Origin of the sequence: Streptomyces sp. NPDC088730 (assembly GCF_044751215.1) — a bacterium.
GTDB lineage: Bacteria > Actinomycetota > Actinomycetes > Streptomycetales > Streptomycetaceae > Streptomyces.
Genome location: NZ_JBIVLK010000002.1, coordinates 605,662 through 624,465, shown reverse-complemented (window position 1 = coordinate 624,465; position 18,804 = coordinate 605,662). Strand labels below are relative to the sequence as shown.

The following is an 18,804-nucleotide window of genomic DNA, read 5'->3' as shown; positions in this document are numbered from 1 at the left end:
CCGAACCCGCCCGCCGCCTCGCCGCCCGGCCCGCCACCTGCTCAGGAGCTGCCTCATGCCGTCCTCCCCCGAAGACACCACCGACCACACCGGCCGGAACGACCTGTCCGGATCGCCTGATTCATTGATACTCCACGCCACTGACAACGGCGTCTCGACGATCACCCTCAACCGCCCGGAGGCGATGAACGCCGTCACCTGGGACCAGCGCGAACGCGTCATCGCGCTGCTCGCGGAGGCCTCCGCGGACCCCGGGGTCCGGGCCGTCGTCCTGACCGCCACCGGCCGGGGTTTCTGCGCCGGAGCCGATCTGCGGGGCGCACCGGCGACCGGCGACCGGGTGCCGGGCGATGTCGCCCGGACGATCCGGCTCGGCGCCCAGCGGCTGATCGCCGCCGTCCTGGACTGCGAGAAGCCCGTCATCGCGGCGGTCAACGGAACGGCGGCCGGGATCGGGGCCCATCTCGCGTTCGCCTGTGACCTGGTGCTGGCAGCCGAGTCCGCGAAGTTCATCGAGGTGTTCGTGCGCCGCGGCCTCGTACCGGACGGCGGTGGCGCGTACCTGCTGCCCCGGCTGGTCGGGCCGCAGCGCGCCAAGGAGCTGATGTTCTTCGGGGACTCGCTCCCGGCCCGGGACGCGGAGCGCCTGGGGCTCGTCAACCGGACCGTGCCGGACGAGGAGCTGGCGGCGACCGCGCGGGCCTGGGCCCAGCGGCTGGCCGAGGGGCCCACCCGCTCGATCGCCCTCACCAAGCAGCTGGTCAACGCCTCGCTGGACGCCGACCGCGCCACGGCGTTCGCCGCGGAGGCGATGGCCCAGGAGATCAACATGACCACGCAGGACGCCAACGAGGGCGTGGCGAGCTTCGTTGAGCGGCGGGCACCGAAGTACCGCGGGATCTAGGCGTACTTCCGCGGTCTCCGCTCGTGTCTCACACCGATGCCGGCCCGCTCGTGTCTCACACCGATGCCGGCCCGCTCGTGTCTCACACCGGTGCCGACCCGCTCGTGTCCAGGTCCGGGCCGGACGGGTCCGGCAGCCGCAGAACCGCCCCGAAGGGGTGCGGACCGCCCGCCCGAGAGCACGTTCGGGGTCGATGCCCCGGCCGTAGCCGGGCGCCACCGGTCATCGCACCGCCCTCCCGCCCGACCGACCGCTGGCGACTCAGCGGAGCCGTCGCTGGACCACCTGCCGCCGCGACGGCAGCGGCGCTCCTCGCCGGGCGGGAGCCGGGGGAGGAACGGTCCGACGGTTCTCGCGCTCGTCGCGGTGGCCCCGACGAAGGTCGGGGTACGGTCCGCACCCCTTCCCATCTGACGCCTCGTCAGTTCTAATCGAAGAGTGATGGGACACGCAGGCATGGCCGCAACCGCCGTCCGCTACCTCAGGTCCGTCGGCGCCGCGACGGCCGTCGCTCCGGTGCCGGTCGATCCACTGCCGCGCCCGGCCCTGCGGGCCGTCTCCGACGACGAGCGGCTGCCCGTGGATCCGGGCGAGTTCCGCCGGGTGCTGGGGCACTTCGCGAGCGGGGTCACCATCGTCACCGCGCACGATCCGGACGGCGCCGGCGGCACCGCAGGTCCGGCGGGCTTCGCCTGCCAGTCGTTCGCCTCGCTCTCGCTGGACCCGCCGCTGGTCACGTTCATGGTCGCCCGTACGTCGACGACCTGGCCGCGCATCGCCCGCGCCGGGGCCTTCTGCGTCAACATCCTGGGGGCGGAACAGGGCGTGCTGTGCCGGTCCTTCGCGGTCAGCGGGGCCGACAAGTTCGCCGGGGTGACGTACTCCGCCGCCCCCGCGACCGGATCGCCGCTGCTGGACTCCGTGCCCGCCTGGGTCGACTGCCGCATCCAGGCCGTCCACACCGGCGGCGACCACCTGATCGTGGTCGGCCGGGTGGAGGCCCTGGGGGCGGCGGACGAGGACGGGAACGGGCCGCTGCTCTTCCACCAGGGGGCGTTCGGGCGCTTCAGCCGCTGAGCGGACCCGGTCGCGGGACGGCGGCGGGCGCCGGGCGGCGCCGGATCACCAGCGCCATCAGCGCGGCCGTCGCGCACATCGCCCCGGACGCGTACCAGACCATGTCGTACGAGCCGAAGTGGTCGCGGGCGACCCCGCCGAGGAACGCCACCAGGGCGGCGCCCACCTGGTGGGAGGCCAGGACCCAGCCGAAGACGATCGCGCTGTCCTCGCCGTACTGCTCCCGGCACAGGGCCAGCGTCGGCGGGACCGTGGCGACCCAGTCCAGTCCGTAGAACACGATGAAGAAGACCATCGACGGGTGCACGGTCGGCGCCATCAGCATCGGCAGGAACAGCAGCGAGATCCCGCGCAGCGCGTAGTAGACGGCCAGCAGCCGGCGGGCCTCGAAGCGGTCGGTGAGCCAGCCCGAGAAGATCGTGCCGATGATGTCGAAGATCCCGATGACCGCGAGCAGTGAGGCGGCGGCCGTGATGGGCATGCCGTGGTCGTGCGCCGAGGGCACGAAGTGCGTACGGATCAGGCCGTTGGTCGTGGCGCCGCAGATCGCGAACGTCCCGGCCAGCAGCCAGAACGGCCCGGTGCGGGCGGCGTCGAACAGGACGCGCAGGGTCCGGCTCGCCACGCCCCGGGCGGGTGCGGGCTTGTCCGCGTACTCCCCGCCGTACGGGGCCAGGCCCACGTCGGCCGGGTGGTCGCGCAGCAGGAGCCAGACGAACGGGACGACGGCCAGGGCGGCGAGTGCGACGGTCACCGAGGCCGGGCGCCAGCCGTGCGCGTCGATGATCCAGGCGCAGAGCGGCAGGAACACCAGCTGGCCGGAGGCGCCCGCCGCGGTGAGGATGCCGGTGACCAGGCCCCGGCGGGCGACGAACCAGCGGTTGGTGACCGTCGCGGAGAAGGCCATCGCCATCGAGCCGCTGCCGAGGCCGACGAGCACGCCCCAATAGATCATCAGCTGCCAGGCCGCCGTCATCCAGACGCTGGCCAGTGCCCCGGCCGCGACCGCGCTGAGCGCGACGACCACGACCCGGCGGATGCCGAACCGGTCCATCAGCGCCGCCGCGAACGGCGCGGTGAGCCCGTACAGCGCCATGTCGATCGAGACCGCGAGCCCGATCTCCCCGCGCGACCAGTCGAACTCCGTGTGGAGCGGGTCGATGAGCAGCCCGGGAAGGGAGTTGAAGGCCGCGCCGCCGATGATCGTCACGAAGGTGACGGCGGCGACGATCCACGCGCGGTGGATACGGGGCCGGGGCCGGGGCCCGGAGGCGTTCCGCCGGGACGCGTCCGGGGCGGGGGTTTCGGTTGTCTGGGTCACGTCACTCAGCTTCCGGCCACCGCCCCCTCCCCCACGAGTGGCCGGAGGGACACCGTTCGCAGGAATCGGGCCACGCCGCGCAACCGGAGCGCGTACGCTCTCCGGCTCCGGCGGCCCGTACGGGCGTGCGCGTGTATGCGTGTATGGGTGTATGCGTGTACGAATCCGAGCCGCTTCGTGCACGTCCCCGGGGGCCTCGTGCACTGGGGCGCACGCCAGAGACTCCACCAGCGTTCCGCGCTGATGCAGGGGTGCGGCGTCGCACTGCTGCCGGCCGCCTCCGCGTTGCGGGTGTGGCCGGCGTTGTGGGTGTGGCCGGCGTTCCTGCTGGTGGACCAGCGTGACGCGCTCCGCTACCGCACGGTGTCCGACTGCGAGTTGATCACCGCCTGGCCCCACCAGCTCGCCACCCTGGCCGTGTCCGCGCCGCTGTCCGTGCCCGGGGCGGCGCTGCTCGTCGGCGGGAGCGTGCACCGGCGGACCAGCGCACACAGCCTCCGGGTCATCGAGATGCGGAAGTCCGAGGACCGGTCCCGCTCCGGCGGGAAGTAGCCGCCGCCGTCAGCACACCCCACACTCCCGCCGCGCCCACCGCGTACCAGAGCAGATCCGGCGCGTTGAACGTCGAACCCAGCACCAGCCGCGCCACCGCGCTCCGCCGGGACAGCTCCGCCGGGGCCCCGGTCAGCTGGAGCAGCTCGACCGCCCAGCTGACCGCCAGCCCCGCGCCCGCCACCACGACCGGCCGGGCGCGGGGGGCGCACAGCGCGACGAGGGCGCAGATCAGGACTGTGTAGAGCGCGTCCCCGGCGTACTTGGCGAGATCCCCGTCCGCGACGGTACGGACGCCGAGCCCGGCCGCGACCGTGACCGCCCCCGCCGCCAGGGCCCGCGCCCGGCGCGCGCTCGGGCCGTGCCCCCTCATCTGATCCGCTCCAGCCGCCTGATCGGCCGGGCCCCCAGCAGCACGCCCACCACCAGCACGTTGATCACCGCCCCGGCCAGCAGCACCTCCGGTGCGCCCACCCGGTCCGCGACCGGCCCGGCCAGCGCCCGGCCCGCCGCCAGCATCAGCAGAGATCCGGCCACGTCGTACGCGTGCAGCCGGTTCAGCGCCTCCGGCGGCACCTGCGTCTGGACGGTCGTCGACCACATCACCAGCCAGAACGCGAACGCCGCGCCCGCGATGAACTGACCGGCCCCCAGCGCGGACACGGGCAGCCCGAGCCCCAGCACCAGCAGGTTCACGCACACCCCGGTCAGCGCCACGGCCCCCGCCGCCAGTGGGCGGCGCGGCCGCAGCCGCAGGGCGAGCAGTCCGCCGACGACACTGCCCGCGCCGTTCACCGCCATCATCGCGCCGTACGTCCCCGAGCCGTGCGCCTCCGTCACCTCGACGGCGGTCAGCGGGAGCATCGGGCCGAGCACGGCGAAGCCGTACACCGTCCAGATCGCGATCACTCCCCACAGCCAGCTGCGCGCCCTGAACTCGCGCCAGCCGTCGACCAGTTCGGCGACGAAGGTGCCGCGCCGCGCGTCGTCGGACGGGGCCGGGGCCAGCCGCAGCAGGAAGAGGCAGACACCGGAGACCAGGAACGTCGACGCGTTCGCCGCGTAGACCGCTCCGGCGCTCGCGAGACCGACGAGAACGCCCGCGAACGCCGGGCCCGCCATGGTCATCAGCGCCTCCGAGACCCGGAGCACGGCGTTGGCGCGCTGCACGTCGGAGGAGACCCGGGGCACGGTCGAGGCGACTCCCGGCTGGAAGAGCGCCGCCCCCACACCGGCCACCGCGCTCAGCGAGTACACCGCCCACAGCGGCGGGTTGCCGACCGCGAAGGAGACCGCGAGCGCGGAGGCGCCGATCAGCCGCAGCGTGTCAGCGATGATCATCATCCGGCGCGGCGTGAACCGGTCCGCCAGTACGCCGCCGAAGAGCACGAAGAGCGCCAGCGGCCCCATCCAGGCCGCCAGCGCGTACCCCACGGAGGAGTGCGGTCGCCCGGCCCCCAGCAGGCCCGCGGTCAGCGCCACCGGGATCATTCCGTCCCCGAAGAGCGCCGCGGTCCGGGCGACGAAGAAGAGCCGGAAGTTGCGGTTCCACAGCCGGTCGGGCCCCGTGGCCAGGGACGGAAGAGGGGGCGCCAGGGGCAGCGAGGACAGCGGAGCCAATGGGGACACGGGGGATGAATCACGCAAAACGCTCTCGCTGTCCACGGCGGGAATGCATGCGTGGTCTGCTGACTTTTCCTTCACACCGATGACATGTATCAGCTTATGGTCTATACCAGCTAGTGGTGAAGGGAGACCTCCGTGCCGCACCGAGTCGTCGTTCTCGCCCTCGATGGCGTGCTTCCGTTCGAACTGGGCATCGCGCAAAGGATATTCGGCCGTTCACTCGGAATCGAGCCGCGCGACCGGGGCGCGAAACTCTATGAGGTCATCACCTGCTCGGTCCGCCCGCCGGGCCCGGTGGCCACCGACGCGGACTTCACCATCACGGTCGAGCACGGCCCGAAGGCCCTCGCCGGCGCCGACACGGTGGTGATCCCCGCCAGCTACGAACTGGGCCCCGTCTACTCCGAGGGCCGGCTCACCGACGAACTCGCGGCCGCGTTCGCGCACATCAGGCCCGGCACCCGGATGGTCTCGATCTGCACCGGCGGCTACGTCCTCGCCGCCGCCGGTTACCTCGACGGGCGTCCCGCCACCACCCACTGGTCCTCCGCCGACCACTTCCAGGCGCTGTTCCCGGCGGTCCGGGTCGACCCCGACGTCCTGTTCATCGACGACGGCGACGTCCTGACGTCCGCCGGGGTCGCCGCCGGAATCGACCTCTGCCTGCACATCGTGCGCCGCGACCACGGCACCGCCGTCGCCAACGACGTCGCCCGGCGCACCGTCGTACCGCCGCACCGCGACGGCGGCCAGGCGCAGTACATCCAGCGCCCGGTCCCCGACGCCCAGCTCGCCGGCACGACCACCGCACGAGCCTGGGCGCTCGGACGGCTGGAACGCCCGATCCTGCTGCGCGAGCTGGCGCAGCAGGAGTCGATGAGCGTACGGACGTTCACCCGGCGGTTCCGGGAGGAGGTCGGGATCAGCCCGGTCCAGTGGCTGACCCAGCAGCGGGTGGAGCGCGCCCGTCAACTGCTGGAGTCCACCGACCTGTCGATCGACCAGGTCGCCCGGGACGCCGGTTTCGGCACGCCCACCTCGCTGCGGCAGCACCTCCAGGCGGCGCTGGGGGTATCACCGACGGGGTACCGCCGGACGTTCCGGGCGACGGCGGGAAACCGCTGCTGAGGCGGTGGGGCCACGGCGGGGAATCCGCTGCTGAGCGGCCTCCCCGCCCTCAGCACGGGCTGGGAACACCCTCAGAACACCAGCACCCCCCGTGCCACCCGCCCGTGGTGCGCGTCGTCCGCCGCCTTGGCGAAGTCCTCCACCGGGTAGGTCTCGGTGACGAGTTCGTCCAGCAGCAGCCGGCCCTCCCGGTACAGCTCCGCGTACAGGGCGATGTCGCGCTGCGGGCGCGAGGAGCCGTAGCGGCAGCCCAGGATCGACTTGTCCAGGTACATCGAGGAGACGAGGAACGACGCCTCGGCCGTCGCCGCCGGCACGCCCAGCAGGATCGCCTGGCCGTGCCGGTCCAGCAGGTCGATCGCGGTACGGATCAGCTCGGTACGGCCCACGCACTCGAAGGCGTGGTCGGCGCCGTGCGGCAGGATCTCCTTGACGCCCTCGGCCGACGTCAGGAAGTGGGTGGCGCCGAACTGCCGGGCCACCGCCTCCTTCGCCGGGTTGGAGTCGACGGCGACGATGGTCAGCGCTCCGGCGATCCTGGCGCCCTGGATCACGTTGAGCCCGATGCCGCCGGTGCCGATCACGACGACGCTCTCGCCCCGGTCGACCTTGGCCCGGTTCAGTACGGCTCCGACTCCCGTCAGCACTCCGCAGCCGATCAGGGCCGCCGAGGTGAGGGGCAGGTCCGCCGGGATCTTCACCGCCTGCACGGCCTTGACCAGGGTCCGTTCGGCGAACGCCGAGTTGGACGCGAACTGGTACAGCGGCTTCCCGCCCCGCGAGAACGGCTTGCCCGGCATCCCGATCGCCTTGCGGCACATCGTGGGGCGGCCCCGGTCGCACTGGGCGCAGGCGCCGCAGCTGGCGAGCGTGGACAGGGACACATGGTCGCCGGGCGCCACATGACTCACTCCGGCCCCGACCGCCTCGACCACGCCCGCGCCCTCGTGCCCGAGCACCACCGGCAGCGGGAACGGGATCGTCCCGTCGATCACCGACAGGTCGCTGTGGCAGAGCCCTGCCGCGGCCACCGCGACCAGCACCTCGCCCGGCCCCGGATCACGTATCTCCAGATCGCCGACGACCTCGGTCCGCTTGCCGTCGAAGACGACGCCTCTCATCTCGGCTCCCTCGGTAGGCCGAGCACGCGCTCGGCGATGATGTTCCGCTGGATCTCGTCCGAGCCGCCGTAAATGGTGTCGGACCGGGTGAACAGGAACAGGCGCTGTGCCTCGTCGATCTCGTACGGTGCGCCGGGCGACCAGTCGCGCGGGCCGACCGCTCCGGCCGCGCCCCTGATCTGTACGGCGAGTTCGCCCAGGCGCTTGTGCCAGCCGCCCCAGAGCAGCTTCGCGACGCTGGGGGCGCCGGGGTCGCCGGTGGTGCCGAGGGTGCGCAGCGCGTTCCAGCGCATCGTCCGCAGCTCGGCCCACTGGCGGACGAGCCGTTCGCGCAGGACCGGGTCATCGGTGGCGCCGCTCTCGACGGCCGCCCGGACCACCCGGTCCAGCTCCGCGGCGAACCCGATCTGCTGGACGAGCGTGGAGACGCCGCGCTCCAGGGCCAGCAGGCCCATGGCGACCGCCCAGCCGTTGCCCTCGCCGCCCACCACCTCCTCGGCGTGCGCCCCGTCGAGGAAGACCTCGTTGAACTCACTGGTCCCCGACATCTGCCGGATCGGCCGCACCTCGATCCGGCCCGGCTGGTCCATCGGCACCAGCAGGAACGAGAGCCCGTGGTGCCGCCGCGAGCCGGGCTCGGTACGGGCCAGGACGAAGCACCAGTCGGCGTCCCGGGCGAGCGAGGTCCAGACCTTCTGCCCGGTCACGCGGTATCCGCCGCGCTCCGGATCGCGCACGGCGGCCGTCCGCACCCCCGCCAGGTCCGAACCGGCGCCCGGCTCGCTGTACCCCTGGCACCACAGGGTCTCGCCGTGCGCGATGGGCGGCAGGAAGCGGCGGCGCTGCTCCGGGCTGCCGTGGGCGATGAGGGTCGGGGCGAGCAGGTTCTCCCCGATGTGGCCGACGCGGGCGGGCGCCCGGAGCCGGGCGTACTCCTCGGCCCAGACGACCTGCTGGGTGAGGGTGGCGGTGCGGTTGCCGTACGTCCCGTCGCCCTCCCAGCCGAGGCCGATCCAGCCGCCCCGGCCGAGTTCGCGCTCCCAGGCACGGCGGACCGCGATGCCCTCGTGCTCGCTCCCCGGGCCGCCGGTGCCGACGGCCGCCGCGTACGCGTCGACGAGGTGGGCCTCCAGCCAGCCGCGGGCCTCCTCGCGGAACGCGGCGTCGTCGGAGCCGAAGGTGAAGTCCACGGTGCCTCCTTTCGATACGGGGCGCGGGCATGGGGCCGTACGCCCATTTCGAACCGTGCGGTTGTCCGGGACCGACGCCCCCTCGTGCCCGCTCGGTGTACGGGGGCGGCGCCCATTTCAAGCCCGTCCGGCGATTGAGGACCGGGGTCCGGGGCAGCGCCCCGGCGACGAACCCGAACGGGTGCCCGGCAACCAGGGGCCCCGCACCCGCACCCCGCTCCTCAATCGCCGGAGAGGCTTGAGGAGCGGCACCGCCCCAACCAGAGGCCCGAGAAGAACGCACCGGCCTACGAATTCGGCCGCTTCGCGGCCCTCGCCGCCTCCGCCATCGCCTCCAGCTGCGCCAGCATCGGCATCGGGTCCGTGCCCACCGTGCCCGGGAGGAAGTCCGCGATGCGTTCCGGGGTCCAGGCCGCCCCCTCCGCGTACCCCGCGCGCAGCTCCCTCGGCTGGGCCCAGACCGCGATCTTCGGGCCCGCGATCGTGTACACCTGCCCGGTGATGCTCTCCGCGCGGGCCCGGTCGCTGAGGAGGTAGACGACGAGCGCGGCCACGTCCTCCGGCTCACCGATCTCCTTCAGCTCCATGGGCACGTTGGCGGACATCCGGGTCCGCGCCACCGGGGCGACCGCGTTGGCCGTGACGCCGTACTTGTGCAGGCCCAGCGCCGCGCTGCGGACCAGCGAGATGATCCCGCCCTTCGCCGCGCTGTAGTTCGCCTGGGCCACGCTGCCCTGGTGGTTGCCGCTGGTGAAGCCGATCAGGGTGCCCGCGCCCTCCTGCTTGCGCATCACCGCGGACGCGGCCCGGAAGACGGTGAAGGTGCCCTTGAGGTGGGTGGCGACCACGGGGTCCCACTCCTCCTCCGACATGTTGAACAGCATCCGTTCGCGCAGGATGCCGGCCACGCAGACCACCCCGTCGATGCGCCCGAACCGGTCCAGCGCGGTGTCCACGACCCGCTGGCCGCCGGCCATGGTGGAGATGTCGTCGGCCACCGCGACCGCCTCGCCGCCCGCCGCCACGATCTCCTTGACGACGGACTCGGCTATCTCGCTGGCGGGTTCGCCGCCCTCGATGGAGACGCCGTAGTCGTTGACCACGACTCTCGCCCCCTCCGCCGCCGCGGCGATCGCGACGGCCCGCCCTATGCCTCGTCCGGCACCCGTGACGGCCACCACTTTGCCTGCCAAGAAGTTCCCCATGCCCGGCCCCTTCCCGCGGTTTCTGACGGACCGTTAGATTCTATGGGTCATCAGGTCCACCGGCACAAGCCCCAGGAGGCTCCATGTCACTGCCGGACGAGTTCCACGACATCGCCAAGCGCGTGAACAACTGGGGCCGCTGGGGCGCGGACGACGAGATCGGGACGCTCAACCTGATCACCGACGAGGTGGTCCGGGAGGCGGCGGCCACCGTCCGCACCGGGCGACGGGTGCCGCTCGCGCTGCCGCTCAAGCAGGACGGCGTGCAGAGCGGACTGATCCAGGGACGGATCAACCCGCTGCACACCATGGTCCAGATCAACCAGGAGCTGTTCGGTCCCGGCACCGTCGCGACCAGCGACGACACCGCGGTCCTGAGCCTCCAGACCGCCACCCACTGGGACGCCCTCACCCACGTCTCGCACTCCGGGAAGATCTACAACGGCCGCCCGGCCGACAGCATCACCCCGCACGAGGGGGCCAGGTTCAGCGGCATCGAGAAGGCCCCGCACATCGTCTCGCGCGGGGTGCTGCTCGACGTGGCCCGCGCCCACGGGGTGGACAGGCTGCCGGGCGACCACGCCGTCACCCCGGAGGACCTGGACGCGGCGGAGGAACTGGCCGGGGTGCGGGTGCGGTCCGGGGACATCGTGCTCGTACGCACCGGGCAGGTGCAGGTCTATCTCACCGGGGACAAGCACGCGTACGGCTATCCGTCACCGGGGCTCTCGATCCGGACGCCCGAGTGGTTCCGGGCCAGGGATGTGGCCGCGGTCGCCAACGACACGCTGACCTTCGAGATCTTCCCGCCGGAGATCGACGATCTGTGGCTGGGGGTGCACGCGCTGGATCTGGTCGAGATGGGCATGCTCCAGGGCCAGAACTGGAACCTGGAGCAGTTGTCCACAGCCTGTGCGGAGTCGAAGCGCTACGGCTTCCTGCTCTCCGCGATGCCGGAACCCTTCGTCGGCGCCACCGGCACTCCGGTGGCCCCGGTCGCGGTCTTCTGAGCGGCGGCCGGGCCGGGCGCGGGGCGACACCCCGCGCCGGCAGGACCGGTCGGCGGCGAACCTATGCGCGATGGGTGACCACGTGCGTCGGCTCGTACGCTCCACCCGGCTCGCGCCCGACGACATCCCGCCCGGCTACGTCGCGCCCGGCGACGTCCCGCCCCATGGTGTCGCAGCCGCCCGATCCGCACACCCCGGCGCCGTGCGCGCCCGCTCCATGGGCGCAGGGCTGCATCTGTACCTGGATCACCGGAATGCCCCGGTCCACCTCGCACCAGATCCGCTTGCCGGCGCCCTCCGGCTGCCAGCCCCAGCGGTCGGCCAGGCCGTCGACCAGCTCCAGGCCCCGGCCGCCGGTGTCCTCGCCCTCCGCGTGCCGCTGCTGCGGCGGGCGGCAGCTGGTGTCGGCCACCTCGACCCGTACGGTCCCGGCGTTACCCGGTGCCCCCGTCGAGCCGAACAGCATGCGCAGCACGGCCGGACAGCCGGTGTGCACGACCGCGTTGGTGACCAGTTCCGAGATCAGCAGGATGAGCGTCTCGGCCAGTGGCTCGTCGTCCCGTATCCCGGACCCGATCAGCCTCGAACGCGCCCATCTGCGGGCCCGCCCGACCTCCGCGGGGTCGGCCCCGACCTCCAGCTGAACCTGAAGCACCTGCACCGCTCACACCATCCGAACCGGCGGACACATCGCCTCGCGCCTCCTCAGGGTCACGGAACGTGATTCCCCTACGAGACAGCATGGTTGACGTACAGTCACCGCAACAAGCGCTTCGGGCATATTCCAGCGCGAAGGAGTACGCGTGGTGCATACTGTGCGACGCACGCTGCGGAGAGTCGAACAGAGGCGCCCGGCGGCCACGAAAACCCCGGGAAACGTTTCCCCGGCAGGCCCGGCCCCTCTGCGTGGACCACGAGCAGGGCACCTCTCGCGGACCGGAGCAGCCGCACAGGCCACATCCGGATCGCCAGGTTCCAGAACCACTCGCATCCAACGGAGCGTACCCGAGCCCGGCGCCGACTCCACCCCGTGACGAATCACGCAAAGGACACAAGCCGGTATCGGTGCCTACCGACTGCACTGTGTCACTGCGCACCGTGAACCTCAGGGGTCCATCGCGTCACCCGCACGCAGCGGGCGCCCGGCCGCCCCGGATCAGGCCAGATCGGCGGCCAGCGCCTCCTCCGCCTCCGCCGCCGTCAGCCACTGCCCGGCCCGCAGCCAGGCCCGCTTGAGGTGCAGGTGGACATCCGCCTCCCAGGTGAAGCCCATACCGCCGTGCACCTGGAGGCAGTCGCGGGCGTTGCCGACGGCCGCCTCGTCGGCCAGCAGCTTGGCCCCGGCGATCTCCGCCGGGTCCGCCGTCACGGCGGCCGCGTAGACGGCGGCACGGGCCGTCTCCGCGCGCACCAGCATTCCGGCACACAGATGCTTGACCGCCTGGAAGGATCCGATGGGCGCCCCGAACTGCTCACGCGCACCGGCGTGTTGGACCGCCGCCTCCAGGCTGCGGGCGGCGCTGCCGAGCTGCTCCGCGGCGGCCAGCAGGGCGCCCTCACGGCGCAGCCGCGCCCCGTCGGCCAGCGGCTCGCCCTCGTACCCGGCCAAGCCTGGCACCCGCCACAGGGGGGTGCCCGGGTCGAGCGACCGTACCGGCTCGGCCTCGCCCACGAGCCGCCGCAGCGCCCCGCCGCTCAGCACCCGGGCCGAGTCCCCGTCGAGGACCAGCAGCGCGTCGGCCGCCGCCAGATGCCCCACCGGCCGCCCGGCCTCCGCCAGGGCCACCACCGCCTCACCCGCCGCCGCCCCCTGCACCGCTCCCGCGGCCAGCTGGGTGGCGATCAGCGGGCCGGGCAGCAGGCGCCGCCCCACCTCATCGAACACGAGTACGGATTCGGGCAGCCCGAGCCCGACGCCGCCCGCCGTCTCCGGCAGCCGCAGCGCGAAGAGCCCGGCCGCACCCAGCTCCCGCCACAAGGCACCGCCGACTCCCCCGCCACCGTCCAGCACGGCCCGCATCCGGTCCCTGTCGAACCGCCCGGCGAGCAGTTCCCGCATCCCCGCCCGCAGGGCCCGCTGGTCGTCCGAGAGCTGGAAGTCCACTGTCCGCTCACCGCCCCTTCGGCAGGCCGAGAATCCGCTCGGCGACGATGTTCCGCTGGATCTGCGAGGTACCGGCGGCGATCGTGTACGAGAGCGAGGAGAGCCGGTCCAGCACCCACTCCCGGTCCAGATCCAGCCCGTCGCCCGCACCCAGCACCTCGGCGGCCGCCTCGTACAGCTCCTGGCGGGCGTGCGAGTACCGCAGCTTGAAGACCGAGCCGCCCACCCCGGGGACTCCGCCACTGGCCTGCGCCTCGCTGACGTTCCACTGGGTGAGCCGCCACAGCGCCCGGAACTCGGCGTTCAGCCTGCCCAGCCGCCGCCGCAGCACCGCGTCGTCCCAGCGCCCGTTCCCGCGCGCCTCCGCCGCCAGCGCGTCCAGGGTCCGGCGGCAGGCGACGACCTCCCCGACGAACGCCGTGCCGCGCTCGAAGGAGAGGGTGACCATGGTGACCCGCCAGCCGTCGTTCTCCGCCCCCACGCGGTGCGAGACGGGCACCCTGACCTCGTCGAGGAACATCTCGGCGAACTCCGTCGACCCGGCCAGCGTGCGCAGCGGCCGCACGGTGACACCGGGGGCGTCCATCCGCATGGCGAGCCAGCTGATCCCCCGGTGCTTGGGCGCCGCCGGGTCCGTCCGCACGAGCAGCTCGCACCAGTCGGCGACCTCCGCGTGCGAGGTCCAGATCTTCTGCCCGCTCACCACGTAGTCGTCGCCGTCGCGCACCGCGCGGGTCCGCAGCGAGGCCAGGTCGGAGCCCGCCTCCGGCTCGCTGAACCCCTGGCACCAGATCTCGTCGCCGCGCAGCACCGGGGGCAGCCAGCGGGCCCTCTGTTCCGCGGTGCCCTCGGCGGCGATGGTGGGCCCGGCGTGCAGCAGCCCGACGAAGTTGGCGCCGACGTAGGGCGCTCCGGCCCGCTCCGTCTCCTCCAGGAAGATCAGGTGCTGCGTCGGTGTGGCTCCCCGGCCGCCCGCGTCGGCGGGCCAGTGCAGGCCCGCGTACCCGGCGTCGTACAGCAGCCGCTGCCAGCCGGCGTCGTACGCCCTGCGCCCCGGCCAGTCACCGGGATCCGGCTTCCCGGGCAGCCCCGGGAGCACCGAGCCCAGCCACTTCCTCAACCGGGCCCGGAAGGCTTCCTCTTCCTCCGTGTACGAGAGGTCCATGACGCACGCGCCTACTTGTCGAGGTCGAGGCCGAGCATCCGGATCGCGTTACCGCGCATCAGTTTGTAGACGGTCTCGTCGTCCAGTCCCTTGACGTGGTCGAGCGCGACCTCCTTGGTGTGCGGGAAGGTGGAGTCGACGTGCGGGTAGTCCGTCTCGAACGTCGCGTTGTCCCGCCCCACCACATCGAGCGAGGCGACACCGTGCTTGTCGCGGAAGAAGCAGCAGAACATCTGCCGGTAGTAGTACGTGGACGGCGGTTCGGGGATCAGGTCGCGCACCCCGCCCCAGGCGCGGTGCTCCTCCCAGACGTCGTCGGCCCGCTCCAGGGCGTACGGGATCCAGCCCATCTGCCCTTCGCTGTAGGCGAGCTTGAGCTGCGGGAACTTCACCAGCACCCCGCTGAAGAGGAAGTCCATCATCGAGGCCATCGCGTTGTTGAACGAGAGCGAGGCCTGGACGGCGGGCGGTGCGTCGGGCGAGGCAGCGGGCATCTGCGAGCTGGACCCGATGTGCATGTTCACGACCGTGCCGGTCTCCTGGCAGGCGGCGAAGAACGGGTCCCAGTAACCGGTGTGGATCGACGGCAGCCCCAGATACGTCGGGATCTCGGAGAAGGTGACCGCCCGCACCCCGCGCTCCGCGTTCCGCCTGATCTCCGCGACGGCGAGATCGATGTCCCAGAGCGGGATGATGCACAGCGGGATCAGCCGGCCGCCGCTGTCCCCGCACCACTCCTCGACCATCCAGTCGTTGTAGGCGCGCACGCACGCCAGCGCGACCTCCTTGTCGTGCGCCTCCGCGAAGGTCTGCCCGCAGAACCGCGGGAAGGTGGGGAAGCAGAGGCTCGCCTCGACGTGGTTGAGGTCCATGTCCTTCAGCCGCTCGACGGGGTCCCAGCACCCACGCCGCATCTCGGCCCGGGTGATCCCCTCCAGCGTCATGTCGTCGCGGTCGAACCCGACGGCGGCGATGTTGCGCTTGTACGGGAACTTGAGGTCCTCGTAGATCCACCAGTCGGTGGGCGGGCCGTCCGGGTCCATCGTGATGACGTACTTGCCGCCGGTGTACGCCAGCTCCCCGATGCCCGCCGTGAGCGGCTGCGGACCGCGCTCGCGGTACTTGGCCGGCAGCCAGGTCGAGAACAGGTGCGGCGGCTCGATCACATGGTCGTCGACGCTGACGATCCGAGGCAGTTCCGTCATGGTGTCCCCTTCGGCGCACACGTTTCTGATGACCCGTCAGATTGACGTCGCCCTCAGGCTAGCCCCGCACCCCTGGACCGACAAGGCGCAGCGCTCTACGCTCTCCGCACGATCTGACTACCCGTCAGCTGTGAGGGGTTCGCCGTGACCGAGACCGCACACGCCCTGGGAGCATCGGGCACCTTCTGGGAGCTCATCGACCGCCGGGCCGCCCTGACGCCGGAGAGGCCCTTCCTGATCCAGGACGACCGCACGCTCACCTTCGGCGAGCTGCGCACCCGCGCGGAGCGGGTGGCAGCGGGCCTGTACGACATGGGAGTACGCCCAGGAACCGTCGTCGCCTGGCAGCTGCCGACCCGGCTGGAGACGGTCCTGCTGTCCTTCGCGCTGGCCCGGATCGGAGCGGTGCAGACCCCGCTCATCCCCTTCTACCGCGACCGCGAGACCGGCTACGCGCTGCGCGAGTCGAAGGCCGGGTTCTTCGCGGTGCCCGGCACCTGGCGAGGCTTCGACCACGCGGCGATGGCCGCCCGCCTCGCGGCGGACCTCACGCACCCGCCCCGGGTCTTCGAGGCGTACGACACGCTCCCGGACGGCGACCCGGCGGTCCTTCCGCCGCCCCCCGCCGACGGCACGTCGGTGCGCTGGATCTACTGGACCTCGGGCACCACCTCCGACCCGAAGGGCGTCCTGCACACCGACCGCAGCCTGATAGCGGCCGGCTCCTGCCTGGCCCACGCGCTGCGCCTGTCGGCGGACGACGTCGGCTCGATGGCGTTCCCCTTCGCCCATGTAGCGGGCCCGGACTACTCGGTGATGCTGCTCCTGTACGGCTTCCCCGCGGTGCTGTTCGAGCACTTCGCGATGCCCGACGCCCTTGCGGGCTACCGGCGGCACGGGGTGACGGTCGCGGGCGGCTCGACGGCCTTCTACTCCATGTTCCTGACCGAACAGCGCAAGGCCCCGGCCACCCCGCTCATCCCCAGCCTCCGCCTCCTCGCGGGCGGCGGCGCCCCGAAACCCCCGGAGATCTACCACGCGGTGGTCCGCGAGATGGGCATCCAGCTCACCCACGGCTACGGCATGACCGAGGTCCCCATGATCACGATGGGCGCCCCGGACGACACGGTGGAACACCTGGCCGGGACGGAGGGCCGCCCGCCCGAGGGCATGGAGATCCGGATCACCGACGAGGACGGCAAGCCGCTGCCGTACGGCACGGACGGCGAGGTACGGCTACGAGGCGAGGCCGTCTGCAAGGGCTACCTGGCCGCCGCGGACCCGTTCGACGCGGACGGTTTCCTGATCACGGGCGACGTCGGCCACCTCCGGCCGAGCGGCCACCTCGTCCTCACCGGCCGGCTGAAGGACATCATCATCCGCAAGGGCGAGAACATCTCGGCCAAGGAGATAGAGGACCTCCTCGCCCGCCACCCCGGCGTGGGCGACGCGGCGGTGATCGGCCTGCCGGACGAATCGCGCGGCGAACGCGTCTGTGCGGTGCTCGAACAGCCGCCGGGCGCCGCGCCCCTCACCCTCTCCGACGTGACGGCCTACCTCCGCGGCGAGGGCCTGTCGGTCCACAAGCTCCCTGAGCAGCTGGAGGTACTGGACGCCCTCCCCCGCAACGAGACGCTCCGCAAGGTCCTGAAGTACCAGCTCCGGGAGCGGTTCGCGTAACTCTCCCCGGTCCGGGGCGCGGGGTTCCGTCCTCAATCGCCGGACGGGCTGGGGTGCGGGGTGCTCCGCCGCTGCGGGGTGCGCCTGCCCCCGGTGGGTGGGGGGTGGTGCCCCTCCGGGGTGTCTCCTCGGAAATGGCGTGTTCACCCCGGACCGCGAGGGACCCGGGTCGTACGCCATTCCCTGCGGGGACCCCCCTGCACGGCCCCACCCCAGCCTCGTGCGCGTCTGCACACCGGCCCGACGACTGCCGCAGACGCACGGCGGGCGGGTTCGGGGGCGTGCAGGGGAGTCCCCGCAGGACGACGAACAGATACCCGGGTGCTCATTGCGGACCCGCCGCACGTTCGTCGTCCGAGGAGACGCCCCGGAGGGACCCCGAACCCCCACCCACCGCACAGGGCGCACCCCGCACCCAGCGGAGCACCCGCACCAACGGAAACGGCGCACAAATCCCGCGCGCCCCCCGGCCGAGGGCTACGCGTCGGGGGCGATCACCGTGAAGTACGCGGAGAACGCCGCCACCGCGTCCGCCTCCGCGACCCGCCCGTCGTGGTCCGCGTCCAGGCTCTGCGCGCCGAACGCCGCCGCGTCCGGGCTCGCGCCGAGCACCCGTAGGGCCCGCTCCACGGCCGGCACCGCGGCTCCGCCGTCCTCGCCCTGGGCGGCCACGGCGAGCGCCGCACGCAGGAAGGGGCGGGCGATCTCCGCGAACCGCTCGGGGTTGTCGCGGAGCCGTTTCACCGCGCCGCCGACGAACTCCGCACGGCTGACCCGCTGGTCCCCGTCCACGTCCGCGATGCCCGCCATGCCCTGCCAGAAGGCCTCGGCCCCGCTGTAGAGCGCCTGGCCCTTGTCGCAGCGGGCCGTCGTACCGAACTCGGTGAGCAGACGGGCCGCGGCGGCGTCGAAATCCGCGCGATCGATGTATCCGTTCCCGTCCTGGTCGAAGGCGGCGAAGCGGAATGCGATCTTGCGCTCATACTCTGCGCTGTCCATGCGGGGAGCGTACGACGCCCACGGGCTTCACGTGTCATTGACCGGCGTCAGCGGTGTGACAGGACGGGCGGCGGCAGCGTCGGAGGGACTGTTTCAGGCCGAGAGCGGCTGGGCCGCGTCGTCCACGGCGGAGTCCCAGTCGGGGTAGACCTCGAACAGCCGGCGTACTCCGAGCGCGGCGAGCACCCGGTTGACGTGGGAGCCGTCCTCCGCGCCCCGGGCGGGCAGGATCAGCCGCAGCCGGCCTCCGCAGGAACGCATCAGGCGGCGGGAGGCGATCAGCACGCCGACGCCGCTGGAGTCGCAGAAGAGGACCTCGGAGAGGTCGAGCACGACGTCGTGGCGGCCGACGGCCACCGCGTCGTGGACGGACTGGCGGACGGCCGGCGAGGTGACCAGGTCCAGCTCACCGCGTATGTGCAGCACGGTCCAGCCGCTCTGCTCACTCTCGGCCACGCTCAGTGGCTTGCGGGAACGTTCCGGGGCGAGCCAGGCCGCGTGGTTCGTGGCAGCCGGA

At 72.6% G+C, this 18,804-nt stretch carries 18 protein-coding genes; 6 read left to right on the top strand and 12 right to left on the bottom strand.

Annotated features, from left to right (window positions below):
- Window positions 1-55: 55 nt before the first annotated feature.
- Window positions 56-904, top strand: coding sequence for an enoyl-CoA hydratase/isomerase family protein (locus ACIP89_RS09590; protein ID WP_401923149.1), 849 nt, complete (start codon window positions 56-58; stop codon window positions 902-904).
- Between the two features lie 456 nt (window positions 905-1,360).
- Window positions 1,361-1,981: a flavin reductase family protein gene (locus ACIP89_RS09585; protein ID WP_401923147.1), complete on the top strand. Its 621-nt coding sequence runs from the start codon at window positions 1,361-1,363 to the stop codon at window positions 1,979-1,981.
- Here ACIP89_RS09585 and ACIP89_RS09580 read toward each other — a convergent pair.
- Window positions 1,971-3,302 (bottom strand): MFS transporter, encoded by a 1,332-nt coding sequence (locus ACIP89_RS09580; protein WP_402114042.1) that lies wholly within the window; start codon window positions 3,300-3,302, stop codon window positions 1,971-1,973. The two genes, ACIP89_RS09585 and ACIP89_RS09580, sit on opposite strands and share 11 nt — an antisense overlap.
- Window positions 3,303-3,479: 177 nt before the next feature.
- Between ACIP89_RS09580 and ACIP89_RS09575 the strand changes: the two genes are divergently transcribed.
- Window positions 3,480-3,854 carry a hypothetical protein gene (locus ACIP89_RS09575; protein ID WP_402114040.1) on the top strand — a complete coding sequence of 125 codons (375 nt, stop codon included), beginning with the start codon at window positions 3,480-3,482 and terminating at the stop codon, window positions 3,852-3,854.
- Here the strand turns inward: ACIP89_RS09575 and ACIP89_RS09570 are convergent.
- Window positions 3,805-4,227, bottom strand: coding sequence for a DUF2809 domain-containing protein (locus tag ACIP89_RS09570; protein WP_402114038.1), 423 nt, complete (start codon window positions 4,225-4,227; stop codon window positions 3,805-3,807). The two genes, ACIP89_RS09575 and ACIP89_RS09570, sit on opposite strands and share 50 nt — an antisense overlap.
- Window positions 4,224-5,474, bottom strand: coding sequence for an MFS transporter (locus ACIP89_RS09565; protein WP_401923804.1), 1,251 nt, complete (start codon window positions 5,472-5,474; stop codon window positions 4,224-4,226). Before ACIP89_RS09565 ends, ACIP89_RS09570 begins: the two co-directional genes overlap by 4 nt.
- A gap of 141 nt (window positions 5,475-5,615) precedes the next feature.
- On the opposite strand from ACIP89_RS09565, the gene ACIP89_RS09560 reads away from it, so the two are divergent.
- On the top strand, window positions 5,616-6,608 hold the full coding sequence (locus ACIP89_RS09560; RefSeq protein ID WP_401928734.1) for a GlxA family transcriptional regulator: 993 nt from the start codon (window positions 5,616-5,618) through the stop codon (window positions 6,606-6,608).
- A 71-nt stretch (window positions 6,609-6,679) separates the two neighbouring features.
- On the opposite strand, the gene ACIP89_RS09555 is transcribed toward ACIP89_RS09560, so the two are convergent.
- From ACIP89_RS09555 to ACIP89_RS09545, 3 genes are all read right to left on the bottom strand, one after another.
- Window positions 6,680-7,729: a Zn-dependent alcohol dehydrogenase gene (locus ACIP89_RS09555; protein ID WP_402114035.1), complete on the bottom strand. Its 1,050-nt coding sequence runs from the start codon at window positions 7,727-7,729 to the stop codon at window positions 6,680-6,682.
- On the bottom strand, window positions 7,726-8,919 hold the full coding sequence (locus ACIP89_RS09550) for an acyl-CoA dehydrogenase family protein (protein WP_402114033.1): 1,194 nt from the start codon (window positions 8,917-8,919) through the stop codon (window positions 7,726-7,728). Before ACIP89_RS09550 ends, ACIP89_RS09555 begins: the two co-directional genes overlap by 4 nt.
- 287 nt (window positions 8,920-9,206) lie before the next feature.
- The gene (locus tag ACIP89_RS09545; protein ID WP_401923129.1) at window positions 9,207-10,124 is read right to left on the bottom strand and encodes an SDR family oxidoreductase; all 918 of its coding nucleotides are present in this window, start codon (window positions 10,122-10,124) and stop codon (window positions 9,207-9,209) included.
- Window positions 10,125-10,207: 83 nt separating this feature from the next.
- Between ACIP89_RS09545 and ACIP89_RS09540 the strand changes: the two genes are divergently transcribed.
- The gene (locus tag ACIP89_RS09540) at window positions 10,208-11,134 is read left to right on the top strand and encodes a cyclase family protein (RefSeq protein WP_402114030.1); all 927 of its coding nucleotides are present in this window, start codon (window positions 10,208-10,210) and stop codon (window positions 11,132-11,134) included.
- 61 nt (window positions 11,135-11,195) lie between these two features.
- Here ACIP89_RS09540 and ACIP89_RS09535 read toward each other — a convergent pair whose 3' ends face one another.
- The 4 genes from ACIP89_RS09535 to ACIP89_RS09520 all read right to left on the bottom strand — a co-directional run bounded on the left by ACIP89_RS09535 (window position 11,196) and on the right by ACIP89_RS09520 (window position 15,608).
- Window positions 11,196-11,795 (bottom strand): ATP-binding protein, encoded by a 600-nt coding sequence (locus ACIP89_RS09535; RefSeq protein WP_402114027.1) that lies wholly within the window; start codon window positions 11,793-11,795, stop codon window positions 11,196-11,198.
- Between the two features lie 495 nt (window positions 11,796-12,290).
- Window positions 12,291-13,238, bottom strand: coding sequence for an acyl-CoA dehydrogenase family protein (locus tag ACIP89_RS09530; protein WP_402114024.1), 948 nt, complete (start codon window positions 13,236-13,238; stop codon window positions 12,291-12,293).
- 7 nt (window positions 13,239-13,245) lie between these two features.
- A complete protein-coding gene (locus tag ACIP89_RS09525; RefSeq protein ID WP_402114022.1) occupies window positions 13,246-14,403 on the bottom strand; it encodes an acyl-CoA dehydrogenase in 1,158 nt (385 codons plus the stop codon).
- An 11-nt stretch (window positions 14,404-14,414) separates the two neighbouring features.
- Complete coding sequence (locus tag ACIP89_RS09520) at window positions 14,415-15,608, bottom strand: amidohydrolase family protein (RefSeq protein ID WP_401928746.1); 1,194 nt, start codon at window positions 15,606-15,608, stop codon at window positions 14,415-14,417.
- A 144-nt stretch (window positions 15,609-15,752) separates the two neighbouring features.
- Between ACIP89_RS09520 and ACIP89_RS09515 the strand changes: the two genes are divergently transcribed.
- Window positions 15,753-17,288: a class I adenylate-forming enzyme family protein gene (locus ACIP89_RS09515; protein ID WP_401923115.1), complete on the top strand. Its 1,536-nt coding sequence runs from the start codon at window positions 15,753-15,755 to the stop codon at window positions 17,286-17,288.
- A gap of 477 nt (window positions 17,289-17,765) precedes the next feature.
- Here ACIP89_RS09515 and ACIP89_RS09510 read toward each other — a convergent pair whose 3' ends face one another.
- Window positions 17,766-18,287 carry an EF-hand domain-containing protein gene (locus tag ACIP89_RS09510; RefSeq protein ID WP_371776784.1) on the bottom strand — a complete coding sequence of 174 codons (522 nt, stop codon included), beginning with the start codon at window positions 18,285-18,287 and terminating at the stop codon, window positions 17,766-17,768.
- A gap of 93 nt (window positions 18,288-18,380) precedes the next feature.
- Window positions 18,381-18,749 carry an STAS domain-containing protein gene (locus tag ACIP89_RS09505; RefSeq protein ID WP_401923802.1) on the bottom strand — a complete coding sequence of 123 codons (369 nt, stop codon included), beginning with the start codon at window positions 18,747-18,749 and terminating at the stop codon, window positions 18,381-18,383.
- Between the last annotated feature and the right edge of the window lie 55 nt (window positions 18,750-18,804).